The 20,354-nt window shown below is 70.9% G+C and carries 19 protein-coding genes; 10 read left to right on the top strand and 9 right to left on the bottom strand.

What is annotated here, in order from left to right; all coding sequences use genetic code 11:
• The first annotated feature begins 40 nt into the window (after window positions 1–40).
• From K4B79_RS06065 to K4B79_RS06055, 3 genes are read left to right on the top strand one after another with little or no spacing between them, the layout of a single operon-like run.
• A complete protein-coding gene (locus K4B79_RS06065; protein WP_232025206.1) occupies window positions 41–922 on the top strand; it encodes an ABC transporter substrate-binding protein in 882 nt (293 codons plus the stop codon).
• Complete coding sequence (locus K4B79_RS06060; RefSeq protein ID WP_374208426.1) at window positions 919–1,848, top strand: amino acid ABC transporter permease; 930 nt, start codon at window positions 919–921, stop codon at window positions 1,846–1,848. Before K4B79_RS06065 ends, K4B79_RS06060 begins: the two co-directional genes overlap by 4 nt.
• 20 nt (window positions 1,849–1,868) lie before the next feature.
• Window positions 1,869–2,597, top strand: a complete 729-nt coding sequence (locus tag K4B79_RS06055) for an amino acid ABC transporter ATP-binding protein (RefSeq protein WP_269463214.1) — start codon at window positions 1,869–1,871, stop codon at window positions 2,595–2,597.
• Window positions 2,598–2,623: 26 nt separating this feature from the next.
• Here the strand turns inward: K4B79_RS06055 and aroQ are convergent, their stop codons facing one another.
• Entirely contained in the window at window positions 2,624–3,097 is a 474-nt protein-coding gene (aroQ, locus tag K4B79_RS06050) for a type II 3-dehydroquinate dehydratase (RefSeq protein WP_232025205.1), read from the bottom strand.
• Between the two features lie 103 nt (window positions 3,098–3,200).
• On the opposite strand from aroQ, the gene K4B79_RS06045 reads away from it, so the two are divergent.
• Entirely contained in the window at window positions 3,201–4,247 is a 1,047-nt protein-coding gene (locus K4B79_RS06045) for a S66 family peptidase (RefSeq protein WP_232025204.1), read from the top strand.
• Window positions 4,248–4,340: 93 nt separating this feature from the next.
• A complete protein-coding gene (locus K4B79_RS06040) occupies window positions 4,341–5,615 on the top strand; it encodes an MFS transporter (RefSeq protein WP_232025203.1) in 1,275 nt (424 codons plus the stop codon).
• On the opposite strand, the gene K4B79_RS06035 is transcribed toward K4B79_RS06040, so the two are convergent.
• The 7 genes from K4B79_RS06035 to K4B79_RS06005 all read right to left on the bottom strand — a co-directional run bounded on the left by K4B79_RS06035 (window position 5,605) and on the right by K4B79_RS06005 (window position 14,553).
• Entirely contained in the window at window positions 5,605–6,705 is a 1,101-nt protein-coding gene (locus K4B79_RS06035; protein WP_232025202.1) for a calcium:proton antiporter, read from the bottom strand. The genes K4B79_RS06040 and K4B79_RS06035 overlap by 11 nt on opposite strands.
• A 72-nt stretch (window positions 6,706–6,777) precedes the next feature.
• Window positions 6,778–7,092 carry a hypothetical protein gene (locus tag K4B79_RS06030; protein ID WP_232025201.1) on the bottom strand — a complete coding sequence of 105 codons (315 nt, stop codon included), beginning with the start codon at window positions 7,090–7,092 and terminating at the stop codon, window positions 6,778–6,780.
• A 127-nt stretch (window positions 7,093–7,219) separates the two neighbouring features.
• Window positions 7,220–8,221, bottom strand: coding sequence for a TerC family protein (locus tag K4B79_RS06025; protein ID WP_232025200.1), 1,002 nt, complete (start codon window positions 8,219–8,221; stop codon window positions 7,220–7,222).
• 261 nt (window positions 8,222–8,482) lie between these two features.
• Window positions 8,483–10,654: a TerD family protein gene (locus K4B79_RS06020; RefSeq protein ID WP_232025199.1), complete on the bottom strand. Its 2,172-nt coding sequence runs from the start codon at window positions 10,652–10,654 to the stop codon at window positions 8,483–8,485.
• 46 nt (window positions 10,655–10,700) lie between these two features.
• A complete protein-coding gene (locus K4B79_RS06015; protein WP_232025198.1) occupies window positions 10,701–11,279 on the bottom strand; it encodes a TerD family protein in 579 nt (192 codons plus the stop codon).
• Window positions 11,280–11,450: 171 nt separating this feature from the next.
• Window positions 11,451–13,583 carry an excinuclease ABC subunit UvrB gene (gene uvrB, locus K4B79_RS06010; RefSeq protein WP_232025197.1) on the bottom strand — a complete coding sequence of 711 codons (2,133 nt, stop codon included), beginning with the start codon at window positions 13,581–13,583 and terminating at the stop codon, window positions 11,451–11,453.
• A gap of 100 nt (window positions 13,584–13,683) precedes the next feature.
• On the bottom strand, window positions 13,684–14,553 hold the full coding sequence (locus K4B79_RS06005; RefSeq protein ID WP_232025196.1) for an MHYT domain-containing protein: 870 nt from the start codon (window positions 14,551–14,553) through the stop codon (window positions 13,684–13,686).
• Between the two features lie 279 nt (window positions 14,554–14,832).
• Here K4B79_RS06005 and K4B79_RS06000 point away from each other — a divergent pair, with 279 nt between their 5' ends.
• The 3 genes from K4B79_RS06000 to fdhA all read left to right on the top strand — a co-directional run bounded on the left by K4B79_RS06000 (window position 14,833) and on the right by fdhA (window position 17,863).
• Window positions 14,833–15,708 carry a glycerophosphodiester phosphodiesterase gene (locus K4B79_RS06000; RefSeq protein WP_232025195.1) on the top strand — a complete coding sequence of 292 codons (876 nt, stop codon included), beginning with the start codon at window positions 14,833–14,835 and terminating at the stop codon, window positions 15,706–15,708.
• An 85-nt stretch (window positions 15,709–15,793) separates the two neighbouring features.
• Window positions 15,794–16,348, top strand: a complete 555-nt coding sequence (locus tag K4B79_RS05995) for a methylated-DNA--[protein]-cysteine S-methyltransferase (RefSeq protein WP_232025194.1) — start codon at window positions 15,794–15,796, stop codon at window positions 16,346–16,348.
• Between the two features lie 288 nt (window positions 16,349–16,636).
• Window positions 16,637–17,863, top strand: a complete 1,227-nt coding sequence (gene fdhA, locus K4B79_RS05990; RefSeq protein WP_232025193.1) for a formaldehyde dehydrogenase, glutathione-independent — start codon at window positions 16,637–16,639, stop codon at window positions 17,861–17,863.
• A gap of 46 nt (window positions 17,864–17,909) precedes the next feature.
• Here fdhA and K4B79_RS05985 read toward each other — a convergent pair whose 3' ends face one another.
• A complete protein-coding gene (locus K4B79_RS05985) occupies window positions 17,910–18,338 on the bottom strand; it encodes a VOC family protein (RefSeq protein WP_232025192.1) in 429 nt (142 codons plus the stop codon).
• Window positions 18,339–18,437: 99 nt separating this feature from the next.
• On the opposite strand from K4B79_RS05985, the gene K4B79_RS05980 reads away from it, so the two are divergent.
• Window positions 18,438–19,346, top strand: a complete 909-nt coding sequence (locus tag K4B79_RS05980; protein WP_232025191.1) for a pseudouridine-5'-phosphate glycosidase — start codon at window positions 18,438–18,440, stop codon at window positions 19,344–19,346.
• Window positions 19,347–19,378: 32 nt separating this feature from the next.
• A complete protein-coding gene (locus tag K4B79_RS05975) occupies window positions 19,379–20,311 on the top strand; it encodes a carbohydrate kinase family protein (RefSeq protein WP_232025437.1) in 933 nt (310 codons plus the stop codon).
• Window positions 20,312–20,354: the final 43 nt, after the last annotated feature.

Below are 20,354 nucleotides of genomic sequence, written 5' to 3'. Positions count from 1 at the left end.
GACCTCGACAAACAGGACGACCGGCTGTCAATCTCCCGCCATGCATCCTGCCCCGCGCGCGCTGCGCCGCGCCGTCGCCGCCACGACCATAGCCCTGCTCGCCACCGCCGTCGGCTGTGCCCCGCAGCCCGAGGAGAAGGCGTCCGACGCGCCCTCGGGATCGGCCGCCGCCTGCGCCAAGGGCACGTTGGCGACCAGGACCTCCGGCAAGCTGACCATCGCCACCGACGAGCCCGCCTACGAGCCGTGGTTCAAGGACGACAAGCCGGCGAACGGCAAGGGCTTCGAGTCGGCGGTCGCGTACGCCGTCGCGCAGGAGCTCGGATACGACAAGAGTGCCGTCGTCTGGCAGAGCGTGCCCTTCAACAAGGCGTTCGCACCCGGTGAGAAGACGTTCGACTTCGACATCAACCAGGTGTCGATCAGCGACGAGCGCAAGAAGGCCGTGGACTTCTCCTCCGGCTACTACGACGTGCGCCAGGCCGTCATCGCGCTCAAGGGCACCAAGGCCGCGAAGGCGACGAGCATCGCCGATCTGAAGGGCCTCAAGCTGGGCGCCCAGGTCGGTACGACGAGCCTCGACTACATCGAGGACGTGGTGAAGCCGACGCGGGACGCCGCCGTCTACGCCAAGAACGACCAGGCCAAGTCGGCGCTGAAGAACGGCCAGGTGGACGCCGTCGTCGTGGACCTGCCGACCGCGTTCTACATCACCGCGGCCGAGGTGACGGACGCGACGATCGTGGGCCAGTTCGAGAACCAGGGCGGTACGCCGGAGCAGTTCGGGCTCGTCCTCGACAAGGGCAGCGCGCTCACCTCGTGCGTCACGAAGGCCGTGGACACGCTGCGCGAGAACGGCGTCCTGGCGAAGCTGGAGCAGCAGTGGCTGTCCGACGCCGTCGACGCCCCGGTGCTCAAGTGAGGGTCGCGAAGGAGCGGTCCGGCCAGGACGGCGCGGACGACGACGGCGCCCTGACGGGCGGGGACGGCGGCGGGGAGGACGGATACGTCCCCTCGCGGCGGCGGATCGACCGGGAGGCCTACAAGCGCGCCCGTTCCCGCCGCGCGACGGCGATCGCCGCGGTCTCGACGCTGGTCACGGGTGCCGTGCTCTACCTGATCGTCGTCAACGCGCCGGGCTGGCCGCGCACCAAGGAGACGTTCTTCGACGGGGAGTACGCGCGCGAGGCGCTCCCCAAGGTCCTCGAAGGGCTGTGGCTCAACGTCCGGCTGCTGCTGATCTGCGGGGCCGCCGTCCTCGTCCTCGGGATGCTCATCGCGATCGCCCGGACCCTGCGCGGTCCGGTGTTCTTCCCGCTGCGGGTGCTGGCCGCCGCCTACACGGACTTCTTCCGCGGCCTGCCGCTGATCATCAACCTGATGATCGTCGTCCTTGGTGTGCCGGCGCTGCGCCTCCAGGGCGTCACCGTCGACCCGGTGGTACTGGGCGGGACGGCGCTGACGCTGACGTACTCGGCGTACGTCGCCGAGGTGTTCCGGGCCGGGATCGAGTCCGTCCACCCCTCGCAGCGCGCCGCGGCCCGCTCGCTCGGGCTGACGAACCGGCAGGCCCTGCGGTTCGTGGTGCTGCCGCAGGCGGTGCGCCGCCAGGTGCCGCCGCTGCTGAACGACCTGGTGTCGCTCCAGAAGGACACCGGGCTGGTGTCGATCGGCGGTGCCGTCGACGCCGTGCGGGCCGCGGACATCATCGTGGGCCGCAGTCTCAACTACACGCCGTACATCGTCGCGGGCCTGGTGTTCGTGGCGCTGACCATTCCGATGACCCGGTTCACGGACTGGGTGACGGCCCGCATGGACCGCCGGCGGGCCCAGGGAGGAGCGCTGTGAGCGACACGCCCGTGCTGCGCATGGAGTCCGTCCGCAAGACCTTCGGCGAGACGGTCGTGCTGCGGGACGTCGACCTGGAGGTCGCCCCGCACACGGTGACCGCGCTGATCGGTGCCTCCGGCTCCGGCAAGTCCACCCTGCTGCGCTGCGCGAACCTCCTGGAGGACATCGACGACGGCGCGATCTGGCTGGACGACGAGGAGATCACCGACCCGCGCGCCGACCAGGACGCGGTACGGCGTCGTATCGGCGTGGTCTTCCAGGCGTACAACCTCTTCCCGCACATGACGGTGCTGGAGAACATCACCCTCGCCCCGCGCCGGGTCCACGGGGTCTCCCGCACCGAGGCCGAGGAGCGGGCGAGAGAGCTTCTGGAGCGGCTCGGGCTGGCCGGGAAGGCGGGCGAGTACCCGGACCGGCTCAGCGGCGGCCAGCAACAGCGGGTGGCGATCGTGCGTGCCCTGGCCGTACGTCCCCGGCTGCTGCTGCTCGACGAGATCACCGCCGCGCTCGACCCGGAGCTGGTGGGCGAGGTCCTCACCGTCGTCCGCGATCTCAAGGACGAGGGCATGACCATGGTGCTGGCCACGCACGAGATGGGGTTCGCGCGCGACGTCGCCGACCAGGTGTGCTTTCTGGACTCGGGGGTGGTGCTGGAGCGCGGCACCGCCGAAGAGCTCTTCGGCGATCCGCGGCAGGAGCGCACGCGGCGTTTCCTGCGGCGGATCGTGGAGGCGGGGCGCCTGTAAGGGGCACCTCTCCAGGCCGTCGGTCCTTACACGTCGGCCTGGGCCGCGCCCACCAGCGCCACGACCCGCTCCACGCCGAACACGTACCCCTGCACTCCGCACCCGGCGATGACCCCGTCGGCACGCAGCGAGACGTAGGAGTGGTGCCGGAACGTCTCGCGCTGGTGGATGTTGGAGATGTGGACCTCCAACACCGGTAGGCCGTCACAGGTGTTGAGCGCATCCAGGATCGCCACCGAGGTGTGCGAGTAGGCGCCGGGGTTGATGACGATCCCGCAGTGGTTCAGCCGCGCCTCGTGGATCCAGTCGACCAGCTCGCCCTCGTGGTTGGACTGGCGGAAGTCCACCGTGCCGCCGTGCGCGGACGCCGCCTTGGCGCACAGGGCCTCGACGTCGGCCAGCGTGTCCTTGCCGTAGATCTCCGGCTGCCGCTGACCGAGCAGGTTCAGGTTGGGGCCGTTGAGGATCATGATCGGGGCGTTGGCCAGGGTGCGGGGCACGGTTCCTCCGGTCCGTCGGGGTGGGGCGATCCGTCGGGGGACCGCCGCTCGGACCCGGTTTATCACGGTGCGCGGACGCCGGGAGGGCCCCTACCCTCGCGGAATGACACTCCCCGTCTACCCTTCGAAGCCCTCGCCCGGCGACCGCATAGCCGTCGTCTCGCCCGGCGCCGGGCTCCCCGGGCTCTTCCCGCGCCCCTTCGAACTGGGCCTGGAGCGGCTGCGCAAGGAGTTCGGGCTGGAACCGGTCGAGTATCCGGCGACCCGCACGATGGGGTCGACGCCCCAGGAACGCGCCGACGACCTCCACGCCGCCTTCGCCGACCCCGGCATCAAGGCGGTCATGGCGTCCGTCGGAGGCGACGACCAGATCACCGTGCTGCCGTTCCTCGACCGTGAGGTGCTCAGGGCGAACCCGAAGCCCTTCTTCGGGATGAGCGACAACACGAACCTGCTCGCCTTCCTGCGCGCCACCGGAATCGTCGCCTACCACGGCGCGAGCGTGATGGTCGAGCTGGGCCGGCCGGTCGCCATGCACCCGCAGACCGCCGACTCCCTGAGGGCGGCGCTGTTCACCCCGGGCCCGTACGAGCTGGCACCCGCCGAGCGGTGGCGGGACGTCGACCGCGACTGGGCGGACCCCGCGACCTTCGACGCGGAACCCGAGACCCGCCCCGGCACCGGCTGGACCTGGCTGAACGCCGACCGCGTGGTCGAGGGCCGCAGTTGGGGCGGCTGCCTGGAGATCCTCGGATGGCTGCTGATGGCCGACCGCGAGATCGCGCACGACCTCACGGAGTACGACGGCGGCGTGCTGCTCCTGGAGACCTCGGAGGACCTGCCCAGCGCCACGGAGGTCTTCCGCACCATGCGGAACATGGGCGAACGCGGCCTGCTCCAGCGCTTCTCCGCCCTTCTGATGGGCCGCCCGAAGACCTGGTCCTTCGAGCACCCCAACAGCCCCGAGGCAGCCGTCCGTTACGCCGCCGACCAACGCGAGGCCGTCCTGAGCGCCATGCGTGTGTATGCCCCGAACACCACGATCGTCTTCGACGTGGACTTCGGACACACCGATCCACAACTGGTCATCCCCTACGGCGGGATCGTGCGCGTCGACGGGCCCGCCCGGCGCATCACCGTCACCTACTGACCCGCGCTCCACCCCCGCGCGCCCCCGTAACCCGCGATCACCGTGGGTAGTTGACGCGGCATGCACGACGTACGCACCGTAAGGACGCCCTCCATGCCGCGGCTCGCGGCGGCCTCGCTCGCCGGGACGGCCATCGAGTTCTACGACTTCTTCGTCTACGGGACCGCCGCGGCGCTGGTCCTCGGGCCGCTGTTCTTCCCGACGTTCTCGCCGCTGGCCGGGACGCTGGCCGCCTTCGGCACGTTCGGGGTCGGCTTCGTGGCGCGGCCGTTGGGCTCGGTGCTGTTCGGGCACATCGGGGACCGGCACGGGCGCCGGCCGGTCCTGGTGGCCTCGCTGCTGCTGACGGGTGCCGCCACGGTCGCGGTCGGCTGTGTCCCGACGTACGACTCGATCGGGGTGGCGGCCCCCGTGCTGCTGCTGGTGCTGCGTTTCCTCCAGGGGTTGGGGCTCGGCGGGGAGTGGGGCGGGGCGGTGCTGCTGACCGCGGAGCACGCGCCCGCCGACCGGCGCGGCCTGTGGTCGAGCTTCCCGCAGGTGGGGCCCGCCGTGGGCTTCCTGCTCGCCAACGGGGTGACGCTGGCGCTCGCCGCGACGCTGTCCGAGGCGCAGTTCGCCTCCTGGGGCTGGCGGGTGCCGTTCTGGGCCGCCGGTGTGCTGGCCCTGGTGGGGCTGTGGTTGCGGTCCTCGCTCGCCGAGAGCCCCAGCTTCCTCGCCATCGACGACCACGCGCGTGTGCCGCTCGCGGAGGTGGTCCGCGACCACTGGCGGCTCGTCCTGCTGACCGCCGGGGCGCTCTCCGTCGGGTACGCGATCTTCTACGCGGTGACGACCTGGTCCCTCTCCTATGCGACGGAGCGGCTCGGGGTGAGCCGTACCGTCATGCTGACCTGCATCATGGCCGCGGTGCTGGTGAAGGGATCGCTGACGCCGGTGGCGGCGCTGCTGGGCGACCGCTACGGGCGGCGGCCGCTGTGTCTGGCCGGGTGCGCGACCGCCGCCGTGTGGATGTTCCCGATGGTGGCGCTGCTGTCGACGGGAGAGCCGCTGCTGATGTTCGTGGGCTTCCTGGGCGCGATGCTGGCCTTCATCACCATGTTCGCCGTGATCGCCGCCTATCTGCCGGAGCTGTACGAGCCACGGGTCCGCTGTACGGGCGCCGCGGTCGGTTACAACCTCGGTGGGGTGCTGGGCGGCGCGCTCACCCCCATCGTGGCGACCGCGCTCGTCGAGCACAGCGGGCGGGTGCCGTGGGGTGTGGGCGCGTATCTGACGGGGATCGCGCTGCTCAGCCTCGGGTGCTTCGCGCTGTTGCCGGAGACCCGGCCGGTGCCGGCGAAAGCGGTGGCGGAGCCGGTCATGGATTGATCGCCAGCTCCAGATAGGCCGCGAACAGCACCAGGTGTACGCCTCCCTGGAGCGGCGTGGCCCGGCCGGGCACCACCGTCAGGGAGCTCACCACCACGGTCAGCGCCAGCAGCACCATGTGCGTGGCGCCGAGGCCGAGGACGAGCGGCCCGGAGAGCCAGATCGACGCCAGGGCGACCGCGGGGATGGTCAGGCCGATACTGGCCATCGCCGAGCCGAGCGCGAGGTTGAGGCTGGTCTGCACCCGGTCGCGGCGGGCGGAGCGCAGGGCCGCGATGGTCTCGGGCAGCAGCACCAGCAGGGCGATGATCACGCCGACGACGGCGTGCGGCAGTCCGGCGGCCTCCACACCGGACTCGATGGTCGGCGACACCCCCTTGGCCAGGCCGACCACGCCGATCAGGGCGAGGCCCAGCAGTCCGAGGCTGATCAGGGCGGTGCGGGCGGTCGGCGCGTCGGCGTGGTCGTCGGCGGTGATCACCTCGCCCTGGCGGGTGATCGGGAGGAAGTAGTCGCGGTGCCGTACGGTCTGGGTCGCCACGAACAGGCCGTACAGGACCAGCGAGGAGATGGCGGCGAAGGTCAGCTGGACGCCGGAGAACTCGGGCCCCGGCCTGCTCGTGGTGAACGTCGGCAGCACCAGGCTGAGCGTGGCCAGGGTGGCGACGGTCGCGAGGGCCGCGCCGGTGCCCTCGGGGTTGAAGACCGCCGTCCCGTGGCGCAGGGAGGCGACCAGGAGGCTGATCCCGACGATGCCGTTGCAGGTGATCATCACCGCCGCGAAGACGGTGTCCCGGGCCAGGGTGGCGCCCTTGTCGCCGCCGTCCGCCATGAGGGTGACGATCAGGGCGACCTCGATGACGGTGACGGCCACGGCCAGGACGAGGGAGCCGAACGGTTCGCCGACCCGGTGGGCGATCACCTCGGCATGGTGCACGGCGGCCAGGACGGCACCCGCGAGGACCACGGTGACCAGCGCGACCACCGCCGCGGGCAGGTCCCGGCCCCAGGTGAGGACCAGCATCACGACCGCGAGCAGGGGCGCGGCGGAGGTCCACCGCGTCGCGAACGACCCGACCCGAGCGATCATGCTGCGATCGTCGCAGACGGGGTCGGGCCCCGCACTCCGGTCCTGACACCGGTCGTGCGGGGCCCGTCAGGGTCATCGGAAGTCGGTCGTGTCCAGCGCGTCGCAGTCGGTGAAGGTCGGCGGCCGGGAGCAGAGGGCGGCCATCTGTTCCGCGAACCTGCCGGTCTCGGGATCGTCGCTGTTCGCCATCGCCTCCTCGTACGAGTCGAACTCGATGACGACGAGATAGTGGCCGGGCCTGTTGCGGTCCTTCAGGACGATGCGGCGGGTGGGGCCGCCCTCGCGGTCGGCGAACCGCTTCTCCGCGTCCTCGGAGAGCGCTCGCATCTCGTCGAAGCGCTCGGTCTCGAAGTCGATGATCTGCACGAACCTCATCGGTGTGTCCACGGTGCCTCCACCCGGCCCGGCGTCCCCCGGGGTGGGAGCGCTCGGTTCCCAACGAAGCACCGGGAGCGGTGGTCGGCAATTCGCCGCGCACCGCTCCCGGGGATGGTTCTTGCTACGTCCGACGTGGTCAGGCCTCGATGCTGTCCTTCGGAGCGCCTTCGCTCTTGGTCTGCGCCGCCTCGGCCGCCGCCTGCTTCTTGGAGGCCCGCAGGCTGGTGATCGTGGTGACGATCAGGACCGAGCAGATCACGCCGAGGGAGACCGGGATGCTGATCTCCGGGACATGGACGCCGGACTCGTGCAGCGCGTGCAGGACGAGCTTGACGCCGATGAAGCCGAGGATGACCGACAGGCCGTAACTGAGGTGGACGAGCCTCTTCAGCAGTCCGCCGATGAGGAAGTACAGCTGTCGCAGACCCATCAGGGCGAACGCGTTGGCCGTGAACACGATGTACGGGTCCTGGGTCAGACCGAAGATCGCGGGGATGGAGTCCAGCGCGAACAGGACGTCCGTGGTGCCGATCGCGAGCATCACGACCAGCATCGGGGTCATGATCCGCTTGCCGTTCTCCTCGATCCAGAGCTTGGTGCCGTGGTAGCGGTCGGCCACACCGAAGCGGCGCTCGGCGGCCTTGAGGAGCTTGTTCTCCTCGAACTCCTCGTCCTCCTGGTCGGCGCGAGCCTCCTGGATGAGCTTCCAGGCGGTCCAGATCAGGAAGGCGCCGAAGAGGTAGAAGACCCAGGCGAAGCTGGCGAGGATGGCGGCACCGGCGGCGATGAAGATCGCCCGCAACACCAGGGCTATGAGGACACCGATCAGCAGCACGCGCTGCTGATACTGGGACGGCACCGCGAACTTCGCCATGATCAGGACGAAGACGAAGAGGTTGTCCACGCTCAGGGACTTCTCGGTGATGAAGCCGGCGAAGAACTCGCCACCCGCCTGACCTCCGCCGAAGATGAGCAGGCCGAGCCCGAAGAGGCCGGCCAGGGCGATCCAGACGACTGTCCAGATGCCCGCTTCCTTGATGGACACGTCATGCGGCTTGCGGCCGATGAAGAAGTCGACCGCGATCAGGGCGGCGAGGCCCACGATCGTGAGGACCCACAGGGTGGGGGAAACGTCCACTGCTGCCTCCGGCAGTACGTAACGGCAAGTAACCAGCGTCGTTGCGCTGCCGGAGGTCTCTTCCACCCAGGGTGGGCCGACGCCCCGGGATCATCAGGTCTGATCCGTATTGACGGGTACGCCGCATCGACAGGGAGTACTCCCCTCCGTACGAACAACGGTACCCCAATCACCAAGGAAAGGTAAAGCAATTGGTAAAGTAAAAGCCAAATAAGCAGGTCAGAGTGACTTTACGCATGCTTGACGAATGAGCGGGACAGGTCACCTGTTCCAGGACCGACGGGCCGCCACGACCTGGGCGAGCACCTGGTGGAGCACCTGGCTGCCGGGCGGCACGAGAGGCGGCTCGTACGTCCAGGCGTGCCCGACCCAGGGGTCGGCGAGGTGGTCGTCGGGCACCGGAGTGAGCCGCATCAGGGACCGCCACAGCGGGTCCAGCAACGGACCGTAGGCGGAGGCCTCCTCGCGGTCCGCGACCATCATCAGGTGGACGCCGACGCCGGGGCCCTCGTCCGCGAGGTAGCGCAGCTGGGTGACGGCACGGTCGTCGAAGCCGTGCGGGAAGTCGTTGACGATCAGCAGCTGCTGGGCGGTGTCGAGACCGGGCGGGAGCGAGTCGGTCGCTCCCGCCCGCACCGCCATCTGTACGAGGTCGACGCGCTCCGTGAGCCGACGCAGAACGTCCGTCACACCCGCCGCTCCGAGTGCGGGAGGGCCCGCGAGGGCACCGGTCTGCACCAGTGGGACCAGCGTCTGTGCCCCCGAGCCGGCGGGGTCGACGACATGCACGGTGAACTCGCCCGGTGGATGCACCGCCAGCAGCCGGGCCGCGTGTGCCACCGCGGTCTCCATCGCCGGGCTCCGCAGGTCGTGGGCGTCGGAGAAGGAGCCGTCGGCCGCGCCGACGTGCCCGCTGTCGATCCACAGGCCGCGCTCCAGCGGCAGCCGGACCAGCATCGGTATGCGCAGCGAGGCGGCCTCGGGCAGCTGGAGATCGCCGAGGCGCAGGGCCATGGGCATCTCCGTCGGCACCCGGTAGCCGTGCCACACGGGGGCGTCCCAGCGGGCGTAGGCCGGCGGGAGCGCGGGCTCGACGACCTCGGCCTCGGCGGTGAGCTGGACGAGGTCCCGGTCGAGGGCCGCCCTGGCCTGGTCGACGAGCTGTGCGCGCTTGGTGCGGGCCGCCTCGCGCGCCGCGTCGCCCTGTCCTCCGATCCGGCTGCGCGGGTCGGACAGCACCTGGTCGAGTTCCTTCTCCATGCGCGAGTCGGCGAAGTCGACGGCGCTGCGGTACGCAGCCGTGGTGCGGGCCAGGTCCTCGAACATGCCCCACACCTGGTTGTAGAGCCGCTCGTCCATGGACCAGCCGGTGGCGTCACCCGCGACTGGTCGCGGGGGCTGCCCGGGCGGGCCGGGAGGCGCGGCCGGCGGGGGCGGGGGTGGGGCCGCTTGCCGCCGTCGCGGGTGGGTGTAGTCGACCGGGCCGCCCGTGCCGGTCCCGGCGGGCCGGGGGGCGGCGGATGGGGCCACGGGGCCGTGGGGGTGTCCGGGCTGTCCGGGCTGCGGTGCCGCGGCGCCCTGGGGGCCTTGTGCGTCGTAGGGGGAGGCGGGCTGCTGTGAGGCCGGGCCGTTCTGGGTCCCGTAAGGGGAAGCGGACTGCTGCGGTGCACCGGTCGCCGGGGCGTCCTGGGGGCCGTAGGGCGAGGTCGGCTGGGGCGGGGTGTCCGGGGTTCCGGGGCCGTAGGGGGACGTCGGCCACGAGGGTGGAGAGCTCTGGGGCGTCGGGCCGCCCTGGTCGGGGCCGGGCGCCGGGGTGGCCGTCTGCCGGGAGCGGTCGGTGTCGGGAGTGCGGGGCGGGGGCGCGGAGATCGAGCGGGCCAGGCCCCGGGCCACCGCTTCGTTGATGCCGCTCGCGAGCTGGTGGGCTTGGGGCAGGCCCTGGTCGGTGAGGAGTTCGGCGAGACCGCCCGCGTACCCCTGGCCGACGGCACGCACCTTCCAGGCGCCCTGCCGGCGGTACAGCTCCAGCGCGACCACGGCCGACTCGGCGTCCAGGCCGGTGATCGTGTAACTGGCGACCTCGGTGCCGTCGAGGCCGGTGACCGCGACGAACGGGGCGGCGAGGGCACCGAAGCGCACGGGGCCCCCGGTGCCCGGGGCGGGCAGGGCGAGCAGCACGCTGATCCGGTGCACGGTCTCGGGCATGGCGTCGAGATCGACGGCGAGGCGGTGGTCGGCGGCCGCCTGCCGGGAGACCTCGAGCCCGGGAAGGGTGGGCGCGCCCGGATGGACGACCCACTCGACCCCCTGCACCCTGCCGCGCTCGTCGCCGATCGTGGCCCCCGCCACGACGGGCGTGCCGGCCGAGACCCGGATCTCCAGACGGGCTTGGGAGAGCGGGTGGTTCTGCCCCCGCACCAGCTCGGCCGTCATCGCCTTCGTCCCCCGTGTCGATGTGTCGTGTGCTGCGCGGGCCGCCCTACAGGTGCGGAAGGATCGCCGGCATCAGGTCCTGGAAGGTGCGGCCGTTGGCCTGGGAGCCGAGGGCGGTCATCGTCCAGCCCGGGCCGGTGCGGTGCACCTTGGCCATGATCTGGGCCGTGTAGGCGCCGCCGCCCGCCAGCGTGTAGCGGGCGAGCTCCTGGCCGTTGGTCTCGTCGACCAGACGGCAGAAGGCGTCCTGCACCTCCTGGAAGGTCTGGCCCGTGAAGGAGTTCACGGTGAAGACGATCTGGTCGATGTGGACCGGTACGCGCGCGAGGTCGACGAGGATCGCCTCGTCGTCGCCGCCCTGGCCGACACCGCCGACGAGGTTGTCACCGGTGTGGCGCACCGAGCCGTCGTCGCTCACCAGGTGACGGAAGAAGACCACGTCTACCGGCTGCTTGTCCGCGAACAGGACGGCCGAGGCGTCGAGGTCGATCTCCCGGGTGCGTGAGCCGAAAAGGCCGCGCCGGGGGGCGGCCTGCCAGCCGAGACCCATACGCACCGCGGTCAGACTGCCTCCGTCCCCCTTCTGGAGACTGATGGCCTGACCCTTGGTCATGTTGACGCTCACGCGGCGATCCCCTCTCGCTGTCCCCTGTTGCCGCGGCACCCGCGGTTGTCCAGAACCCTACGCAGGACCACTGACAGTGACGCACCCCCGCCCGTACTTTGTGTCGGGTTTGCAACACAGCGCGTGCCCGGCGGCCCGGTGCCGTGGGCCGGGCCGTCGGGCAGGGGCGGGTCAGGCCAGGCCCGCCTCCTTCATCTGACGCAGTTCCTTCTTCATCTCGGAGACCTCGTCGCGCAGTCGGGCCGCGATCTCGAACTGGAGGTCGGCGGCCGCCGCGCGCATGCGTTCCGTCATCTCCTCGATCTGTCCGGCGAGTTCGGCGGCGGGACGGTCCGTGGGGACGCTCTCCTTGCCCTTCGCCGCCTTGCCGCCCTTGGCCGCCTTGCCACCGAGGGCGGGCACCGGGGCCTTGGCTCCCTTGCCGTCCTTGGACTTGCGGTAGCCGGAGCCCAGCAGCTGCTCCGTGTCGACGTCCTCCCGGGCGATCTGCGCCACGATGTCGTTGATCTTCTTGCGGAGCGGCTGGGGGTCGAGGCCCCGCTCCGTGTTGTAGGCGATCTGCTTCTCCCGGCGGCGGTTGGTCTCCTCGATGGCCTTCTCCATCGCCGGGGTGATCTTGTCGGCGTACATGTGGACCTGGCCGGAGACATTGCGCGCCGCGCGGCCGATGGTCTGGATCAGGGAGGTGCCCGAACGCAGGAACCCCTCCTTGTCGGCGTCGAGGATCGCCACCAGGGACACCTCGGGCAGGTCGAGGCCCTCGCGCAGGAGGTTGATGCCGACCAGGACGTCGAACTCGCCGGAGCGCAGTTCGCGCAGCAGCTCGACGCGACGCAGCGTGTCGACGTCGCTGTGCAGGTAGCGGACCTGAATGCCGAGTTCCAGGAAGTAGTCGGTGAGGTCCTCGGCCATCTTCTTGGTGAGGGTGGTGACCAGGACGCGTTCGTCCTTCTCGGTGCGCGTGCGGATCTCGTGCACCAGGTCGTCGATCTGGCCCTCGGTGGGCTTGACGACGACCTCGGGGTCGACCAGGCCGGTCGGGCGGATGATCTGCTCGACCACGCCGTCCCCGCGGGAGAGCTCGTACTTGCCGGGGGTCGCCGACAGATAGACGGTCTGACCGATGCGCTCGGTGAACTCCTCCCACTTCAGGGGGCGGTTGTCCAGCGCGGAGGGGAGGCGGAAGCCGTGGTCGACGAGGGTGCGCTTGCGGGAGGCGTCGCCCTCGTACATGGCGCCGATCTGCGGCACGGTCACGTGCGACTCGTCGATGACGAGCAGGAAGTCGTCCGGGAAGTAGTCCAGCAGGGTGTTCGGCGGCGAGCCGGGCAGGCGGCCGTCGAAGTGCATCGAGTAGTTCTCGACGCCGGAGCAGGAGCCGATCTGGCGGAGCATCTCGAGGTCGTACGTGGTGCGCATCCTCAGGCGCTGGGCCTCCAGGAGCTTGCCCTGTTTCTCCAGCTCGGCCAGGCGCTCCGTCAGTTCCTTCTCGATGTCGTTGACGGCCCGCTCCATGCGCTCGGGGCCGGCGACGTAGTGGGAGGCCGGGAAGACGTACAGGTGCTCGTCGTCGCTGATGATCTCGCCGGTGAGCGGGTGGAGGGTGGACAGGGCCTCGATCTCGTCGCCGAACATCTCGATGCGGACGGCCAGTTCCTCGTAGACCGGGAAGATCTCGATGGTGTCGCCGCGGACCCGGAAGGTGCCGCGGGTGAAGGCCAGGTCGTTGCGCGTGTACTGGATGTCCACGAAGCGGCGCAGCAGCTGGTCGCGGTCGATCTCGTCGCCGACCTTGAGGGGAACCATGCGGTCCACGTACTCCTGGGGAGTACCGAGGCCGTAGATGCAGGAGACGGAGGCGACCACGACGACGTCACGGCGGGTGAGCAGCGAGTTGGTCGCGGAGTGGCGCAGGCGCTCGACCTCCTCGTTGATGGAGGAGTCCTTCTCGATGTAGGTGTCCGACTGCGGGACGTACGCCTCGGGCTGGTAGTAGTCGTAGTACGAGACGAAGTACTCGACCGCGTTGTTCGGCAGGAGTTCGCGGAACTCGTTCGCCAGCTGGGCGGCCAGGGTCTTGTTCGGCGCCATCACCAGGGTGGGGCGCTGGAGCTTCTCGATCATCCACGCCGTGGTGGCGGACTTGCCGGTGCCGGTCGCGCCGAGCAGGACGACGTCCTTCTCACCTGCCTCGACGCGCTTGGCCAGCTCGGCGATGGCCGCCGGCTGGTCACCGCTGGGCTGGTAGGAGCTGACGACCTCGAAGGGCGCCACCGTGCGTTCGATCTTGGAAACTGGCCGCATGGAATCCACGGTACGACCCACCACTGACAACGCGGTGGGATCGGCGGTTCCGCGGGGTCCCGGAGGGGCTGTGGGAGCCGGGTGAGGGGCGGGTCCCGGCTCAGCGGTTCTGAGGGGTGCGGGAACGCTGGTGGGTGGAGTGGCGGCGGCTGCGCAGTACGGGGCGGCGGCCCGGGGGGTGGGTGAGGAGTTCGCGCGCGGGGACGCCCGGCTTGTTCTCCGCGGGCGTCCAGACCGGCTTCCCCATGACCATCAGCGGGTCGAACATCACCACGACACCCGCCAGGAGCAGGAAGGCCAGCGGGCCGATCATCATGGGCGCCAGCAGGGACGCGGCGGAGTCACCCGTGGTGGGGGCCGCGGTGCCGTGGAGGTGGACGCTGAGGGCGGCCATGCCCGTGTAGTGCATCCCGGTGACGGCGAGCCCCATGATGAGGCTCGCGCCCACGCTCCACAGGAATCCCCGGACCTGCCCGGCGGCCCACAGCGCGGCGGTGGCGGCGGCGACGGCTATGACGACGGAGAAGCCGACGGTGACGGTGTTGTACTCCAGCTTGCCGTTGAACCGCATTCCGGCCATGCCCAGATAGTGCATGGAGGCGATGCCCAGGCCGGTGATGGCACCCCCGGTCATCAGGGCCGTTCCCCTGGCCCCCTTGTAGCCGACGATGAAGATCCCGATGCCGACCATGACGATGGCGACGCCCAGGCTCGCGAAGGTGATCGGTCTGTCGTAGTGGATCGGCGCCTGCTGGACCTTGAAGCCCATCATCGCGACGAAGTGCATGGTCCAGATGCCGGAGCCGATGGCGGCCGAGCCGAGAGCGAGCCAGCCGGGGCGCCAGGAGTGGCTCACGAGCATGGACCGGGTCGTGCAGCGCAGACCCAGGGCACCGCCGAGGCACGCCATGAGGTAGGCCACCAGCGGTGTGACGAGTCCGTAGCTGAATCCGTCGACCGTGCCTTGCATGCGCGGCTGCCCTTCCGCCTTCTTACGCCCCGGAATTTCCTGATGTGCACCCCTTCCCAGGACCGCCCGAGCGGTCAGGGCTGAGGCAGAGAGTATGACCCCCACCGGAATGGTCGAACGATTTTCCGGCAAAGAAACACGCCGTTGCCCCAGTTGTGCGGCACCAGTGAGCGGACTTGGGGCGAGTCCATTCAACTTGTGGTCATTCTGCACCCCTCTCGTAGTCACCCTCTGCTGTCACAGTTGACCTGACCGTGATGCTCGACGCGAGGAGTACGCATGCACGCGCGCGCAGTTGCCGCCACGACCACCGCGCTCCTGGGGACCACCGCCTTCCTGCCTCCCTCCTTCGACGCCCGGACCGACGCGGCCACCGACCGCCCCACGGTCATCGCCCACCGCGGCGCCTCCGCGTACGCCCCGGAGAACACGCTCGCCGCCGTGGACAAGGCCGCCGAGCTGGGCATCGACTGGGTCGAGAACGACGTCCAGCGCACCAAGGACGGCGAACTCGTCGTCCTGCACGACGACAGTCTCCGGCGCACCACCGACGTCGAGCAGGTCTTTCCCGGGCGGGCGCCCTGGAAGGTGAAGGACTTCACGACCGCCGAGATCGCGCGCCTCGACGCGGGGAGCTGGTTCGGCGCCACGTACGCGGGCGCGCGCGTGCCGACGCTCGATCAGTATGTGCGCCGTGTCGAGCTCCACCACCAGAAGCTGCTCCTGGAGATCAAGAACCCGGATCTGTATCCGGGCATCGAGGGACAGACCCTGAAGGTCCTCAGCAACGAGGGCTGGCTCGATCAGGACCACGTGGTGGACCGGCTGATCGTGCAGAGCTTCAGCGCGGCCGGCGTACGGAGGGTGCACGAGCTCAAGCCCGGGGTCAGGACCGGTTTCCTGGGCAGGCCGCCCGTGTCCGCGCTGGCCGAGTACGCCACCTTCGCCGACCAGATCAACCCCTCGTACAGCACGATCTCCACCGGGTACGTCGCCGCCGTGCAGGCCTTCACCGGACCGCACGGCAGGCCGCTGGAGGTCTTCGCCTGGACCGTCAACACCGCGTCCACCGCCCGGCTGGTCGCCGGGTACGGCGTGGACGGCATCATCACCAACGCGCCCGACGTGGTGCGGGACGCGCTGTCGTCGTCGTGAGCCCCGCCCGCCCGGGGAGAGCGGTGGCGGCCCGCTTCCACCGGCTCCCCGGGCGTTGTCAGTGGTGGGTCGTACGGTGGGGCGCATGAACAGCGAAGGGCAGTACGAGCAGCAGGTCGTGTGGACCGTCGTCGCCACCGGCATCGGTCCGCTGCTGCTGGCCGCGACCCGCGAGGGCCTGGTCAATGTCGTGTTCCACGCCACGGACCCGGTCCGCGACAAGGCGCTCGACCGGCTCGCCTCCCGCCTGGGCGGCGAACCCGTGGAGGCCCCCGACTCCCCGCTGCTGGCCGAGGCGATACGGCAGGTGGAGGCGTACTTCGCCGGTGAGCGGCACGACTTCGAGCTGTCCCTGGACTGGTCGCTGATCTCCGGCTTCAACCGCCAGGTGCTGCGCGAGCTGGCGTCCGGCGTGCCGTACGGCTCGGTCGTGGGATACGGCGATCTGGCCGGGCGGGTCGGCCAGCCGGGCGCGGCCCAGGCCGTGGGCACGGCGATGGGCGCCAACCCGCTGCCGGTCGTGGTGCCCTGCCACCGGGTCGTCGAGCGCGACGGCGGCATCGGCGGCTTCGGCGGCGGGCTGGAGACCAAGCGAAAGCTGCTGGCCCTGGAGGGCGTGCTGCCCGAGCCACTGTTCTGAGCCTGCGGGCCGTGATTTCCGGCCCTCCGGCCCGATTCCACGAGTCCCTCTGACCGTGCGAGCCCGCGAGTCCCGCTGCTGGTCCGAGACCGCCACTCCCGCTGACGGTCCGATCCCGGGATTCCCGCCACCCGGCCGAACCACCGGGTCCCGCCGACGGCCGTGGACACGGCCCGCGCGCGACGGCTGGTCGGAAGGGCGGGCCGGTAGCAGACTCCGCCATGCGCACAGCCGCTCGCATCCGAAGGGCATCCGGCAGACCCGGATCCGAAGGGACGGCGATCACGCATGAGTGAGAACAGAGGAGTCGCGTATCTCAAGCCGGGCGCGGTGGAGGTCAGGACCATCGATCGCCCCACGCTCGAACTCCAGGACGGGCCGGGTGTCGCTCCCGAGAACGTCGGCAGGAAGTGCCGGCACGGAGTGATCCTCAAGGTGCTCGCCAGCAACATCTGCGGAAGCGACCAGCACATGGTGCGCGGGCGGACCACCGCGCCGGAGGGGCTGGTCCTCGGCCACGAGATCACCGGAGAGGTCGTCGAACGGGGTCCGGACGTCGAGTTCGTCGAGGTCGGCGACATCGTCTCCGTACCGTTCAACATCGCCTGCGGACGGTGCCGCAACTGCAAGGAGCGCAAGACCGGCATCTGTCTGAACGTCAATCCGTCCCGCCCCGGGGCCGCCTACGGCTATGTCGACATGGGCGGCTGGGTCGGCGGTCAGGCCGAGTACGCCATGGTCCCGTACGCCGACTTCAACCTGCTGAGGTTCCCGGACCGGGACGAGGCCCGCGAGAAGCTGCTCGATCTGACCATGCTGTCGGACATCTTCCCGACCGGTTTCCACGGGGTGGTCAGCTCGGGGGCGGGCGTCGGGTCGACGGTGTACGTCGCCGGTGCGGGCCCGGTCGGTCTCGCGGCGGCCGCCTCGGCGCAACTGCTGGGCGCCGCCGTGGTCATCGTCGGCGACCTGAACGCCGAACGCCTCGCCCAGGCACGGAGCTTCGGCTGCGAGACCGTCGATGTGTCGCAGGGCGGCGTGGAGGAGCAGATCGCGCAGATCCTCGGTGAGCCCGAGGTGGACGCCGCGGTCGACGCGGTCGGCTTCGAGGCCCGGGCGCACGGCAGGGACGCCCCGGAGGCGCCCGCCACCGTCCTGAACTCGCTGATGGGCCTCACGCGCGCGGGTGGTGCCCTGGGCATCCCCGGCCTGTACGTCACGGACGACCCGGGCGGGGTCGACGAGGACGCCAGGAGCGGCACGCTGAAGGTGCGGCTCGGTCTCGGCTGGGCCAAGAGCCACCGCTTCACGACCGGGCAGTGCCCGGTGATGAAGTACAACCGCAACCTGATGATGGCGATCCTGCACGGCCGGGTGCAGATCGCCAAGGCGGTCAACGCGACCGTCATCGGGCTGGACGACGCGCCGCGCGGCTACGCCGAGTTCGACCAGGGCGCGAGCCGCAAGTACGTGCTCGATCCGCACGGGGCGCTGAAGGGGGTACGGCCGGTCTGACGTCGTTCTCGTGAGGGGGCCGCGCCGACGCGGCCCCCTCGCCCGCTCAGTCGTAGTGCCGCGCCTCGAAGACGTTGCCGTCGGGGTCGCGGAAGTAGAAGCTGCGCCGGGCCATGCCCCGGGCGCCGAAGGAGTCGTGGGAGATCTCCGAGACGGGGACCGAGCGCTCCTCCAGGCGGGCGCGCAGCGCCTCGAAGGCGTCGCCGGGCAGGGCCAGGCAGACGTGGTTGACCGGGTGGCCCGCGCTCTCGGCGGCGCCAGGGACCATCTTCATGCGCTCCACCATGGTGAGCGGCATGAGGTCGAGGATGGTCTCGTCGTTGAGCCGTACGGAGGGGAAGGGCACCACTCCCGCGGCGAAGTCGGTGATCCTCACGGGTTCCATGCCGACCGCCTTCTCGTAGAAGTCGGCCGACGCCAGTGGGTCGCGCACCCAGAGGACGACATGGTCGAGACGTGTCGTGTTGTCCGTCATGTGGCCCAGGCTGGTGGTGTCCCCCACAGCGCGCAAGTGTTTGACGAGGGGTGCCGCCCGCCAGAGATGAGGGAAGACCGACCGACAGGAGGCAGGCACGTGGTGCTGGTGTTGTCCGAGGAAGTGCGCGACGCGATCGACGCGCGTCGACCCGTGGTGGCTCTGGAGTCCACGATCATCGCGCACGGGCTGCCGCGCCCGCGCAATCTCCAGGTGGCACTGGAGCTGGAGGACGTCGTACGGCAGGAAGGGGCCGTCCCCGCGACGATCGCCGTGCTGGACGGGCGTCCCCATGTCGGCCTGGACAAGGAGCAGTTGGAGCGGGTCGCCAACGAGGACGGCATCCGCAAGCTGGGCCACCGGGACCTGCCGCTCGCGCTGGCGACCGGGGCGAGCGGGGCGACCACGGTGTCCGCGACCGCGCAGCTGGCGGCCCTGGCGGGCGTGCGGGTGTTCGCGACCGGCGGTCTCGGCGGGGTGCATCGGGAGTGGACGGTGACGCAGGACGAGTCGGCCGACCTCGGGCTGCTGGCGCGCACGCGGATCACCGTGGTGTGCGCGGGCGTGAAGTCCATCCTGGACGTGCCCGCGACCCTGCAACGGCTGGAGACGCTGGGCGTGGCGGTCGCCGGGTACGGCACCGACCGGTTCCCCGGCTTCTATCTCTCCGACTCGGGACATCCCGTGGAGTGGACGCTGGACTCCCCGCAACAGGTGGCCGATGTGATGAGGGCGCAGGACGCGCTCGACGGTCCGGGGTCGTCGCTGATCGTCGCCAATCCCGTGCCCGAGGCCGAGCAGTTGGATCCGGAGCTGCACGCGCGCGTGCTCGCCGACGCGCTGGACGCGTGCGAGGAGGCGGGCGTCACGGGCCAGGGAGTCACGCCGTTCCTGCTGAGCTACCTGGTGCGGCACACCGACGGGGCCTCGCTGAGCGCCAATCTGGCGGCGGTGCGGGGCAACGTACGGCTGGCGGGGCGGATCGCGGCGGCCTGGGCCCGGGCGTGACAGTGGAGCGGTCCCGGCGCGAGACGGCCGGTGTGGCGGACGGTCGGCCGGGACACGGCCGTCCCGAGGGGGCGCTGCTGGTCGTCGGGGACGTCGTCACGGACGTCGTGGCCCGGCACCGGGGGCCGCTCGCCGCGGGCACGGACACGGCCTCCACGATCCGGACGGTGCCGGGCGGCGCGGGCGCCAACGTGGCGTGCTGGGCCGCGCGGGACGACCGGGTGGAGGTACGGCTGCTCGGCCGGGTGGGCACGGACGCGGCCGTCTGGCACGAGCGGGAACTGCTCGCCCATGGTGTACGGCCCCGGCTCACCGTCGACGAGGAAGCGCCGACCGGGACGGTGATCTGCCTGGTCGACGCGGACGCGGCGGCCGAGCGGACGTTCCTCACCGACGGTGGTGCCTCGGCACGGCTCTCGCCGGACGACTGGTCGGACGCGCTGCTCGACGGGGTCGCCCGGCTGCACCTGTCGGGGTATCTGCTGTTCTCCGAGCCGAGCCGTGAGCTGGTGTCGGTGGCCCTGGCGGCGGCACGGGCGCACAGAGTGCCGGTGAGCCTGGATCCGGCGTCGGCCGGTTTCCTCGTGGAGCTGGGGGTGGACCGTTTCCTGGCGCTCGTCGAGGGCGTGGACCTGCTGCTGCCCAGCCGCGACGAGGCGTGTCTGCTCACCGGTCTGCCCGACGCGGCGGACGCGGCGGCCAAGCTGAGCCACCACGTCCCGCTGGTGGTCGCCAAGCAGGGCGTGGCGGGTGCGCTGGTGGCCCGTTCCGGCACCGTGGTCGCTCGCGTGCCGGCGGTACCGGCGACGCCCAGGGACACCACCGGGGCCGGCGACGCCTTCACGGGCGCCTTCCTCGCCGCCCTGCTCACGGGCGCCGGGCCCGAGGAGGCGGCGACGGAGGGATGCCGGGCGGGCGCTTCGGCGGTGGAGCGGGTGGGAGGTCGCCCGCCTGCGCGGGGCTGACGGGCGCGGTCACCGGCACGGGCACTGGCGCGGGCGCGGTCAC

Origin of the sequence: Streptomyces lincolnensis (genome assembly GCF_021173675.1) — a bacterium.
GTDB classification, from domain to species: Bacteria; Actinomycetota; Actinomycetes; order Streptomycetales; family Streptomycetaceae; genus Streptomyces; species Streptomyces lincolnensis_B.
The sequence above is the reverse complement of the archived record's forward strand: the minus strand, read 5'-3'. Positions and strand labels throughout refer to the sequence as shown.

Excerpts from the sequence above, each read along its gene's own strand:
- K4B79_RS06065 (WP_232025206.1), top strand. The coding sequence starts at position 41 with ATGCATCCTGCCCCGCGCGCGCTGCGCCGCGCCGTCGCCGCCACGACC.
- K4B79_RS06055 (WP_269463214.1), top strand. The coding sequence starts at position 1,869 with ATGGAGTCCGTCCGCAAGACCTTCGGCGAGACGGTCGTGCTGCGGGAC.
- K4B79_RS06045 (WP_232025204.1), top strand. The coding sequence starts at position 3,201 with ATGACACTCCCCGTCTACCCTTCGAAGCCCTCGCCCGGCGACCGCATA.
- K4B79_RS06040 (WP_232025203.1), top strand. The coding sequence starts at position 4,341 with ATGCCGCGGCTCGCGGCGGCCTCGCTCGCCGGGACGGCCATCGAGTTC.
- K4B79_RS06035 (WP_232025202.1), bottom strand. The coding sequence starts at position 6,705 with ATGATCGCTCGGGTCGGGTCGTTCGCGACGCGGTGGACCTCCGCCGCG.
- K4B79_RS06020 (WP_232025199.1), bottom strand. The coding sequence starts at position 10,654 with ATGACGGCCGAGCTGGTGCGGGGGCAGAACCACCCGCTCTCCCAAGCC.
- uvrB (WP_232025197.1), bottom strand. The coding sequence starts at position 13,583 with ATGCGGCCAGTTTCCAAGATCGAACGCACGGTGGCGCCCTTCGAGGTC.
- K4B79_RS06005 (WP_232025196.1), bottom strand. The coding sequence starts at position 14,553 with ATGCAAGGCACGGTCGACGGATTCAGCTACGGACTCGTCACACCGCTG.
- K4B79_RS06000 (WP_232025195.1), top strand. The coding sequence starts at position 14,833 with ATGCACGCGCGCGCAGTTGCCGCCACGACCACCGCGCTCCTGGGGACC.
- K4B79_RS05995 (WP_232025194.1), top strand. The coding sequence starts at position 15,794 with ATGAACAGCGAAGGGCAGTACGAGCAGCAGGTCGTGTGGACCGTCGTC.
- fdhA (WP_232025193.1), top strand. The coding sequence starts at position 16,637 with ATGAGTGAGAACAGAGGAGTCGCGTATCTCAAGCCGGGCGCGGTGGAG.
- K4B79_RS05985 (WP_232025192.1), bottom strand. The coding sequence starts at position 18,338 with ATGACGGACAACACGACACGTCTCGACCATGTCGTCCTCTGGGTGCGC.